This window comes from Bradyrhizobium sp. Crot121 (assembly GCF_059512385.1).
On record NZ_JCAMOR010000454.1, the window covers coordinates 1 to 387 of the forward strand.

The following is a 387-nucleotide window of genomic DNA, read 5'->3' on the forward strand; positions in this document are numbered from 1 at the left end:
TTCCTGCTCATGGGCCTGCAGGCCCGCAGCATCCTGGAATCCATGTCCGCGGGCGAGCTCGAGCGAGCACTCGGTTTTGCCGCCATCATCGTGGTCGGTGTCATCCTTACGCGTCTGGCGATGGCCTTCCTGCTGCACGCATACGTCATTTCGCGCCACCGGCGCGGCAAGCTTTTGGCGCCTTTCAGGCATGGGGAGACCTTTCTGGTCGGCTGGTCCGGCATGCGCGGCCTCGTGACACTCGCCACCGCCTTTGCCCTGCCTGCCGATTTTCCGGAGCGCGACCTCGTCGTGCTGACGGCCTTTGCGGTGGTGCTCGCAACTCTCGTCATCCAAGGGGCAACGCTTGCTCCGATGATCCATTTCCTGAAGCTCGGACGGCAGGCT

The 387-nt window shown here is 63.8% G+C and carries 1 protein-coding gene; it reads left to right on the plus strand.

Annotated elements, in window-relative coordinates:
• Positions 1-387, plus strand: a 387-nt coding sequence (locus AC5ZGW_RS47450; RefSeq protein ID WP_496114314.1) for a cation:proton antiporter domain-containing protein, incomplete at both ends; no start/stop codon positions are given.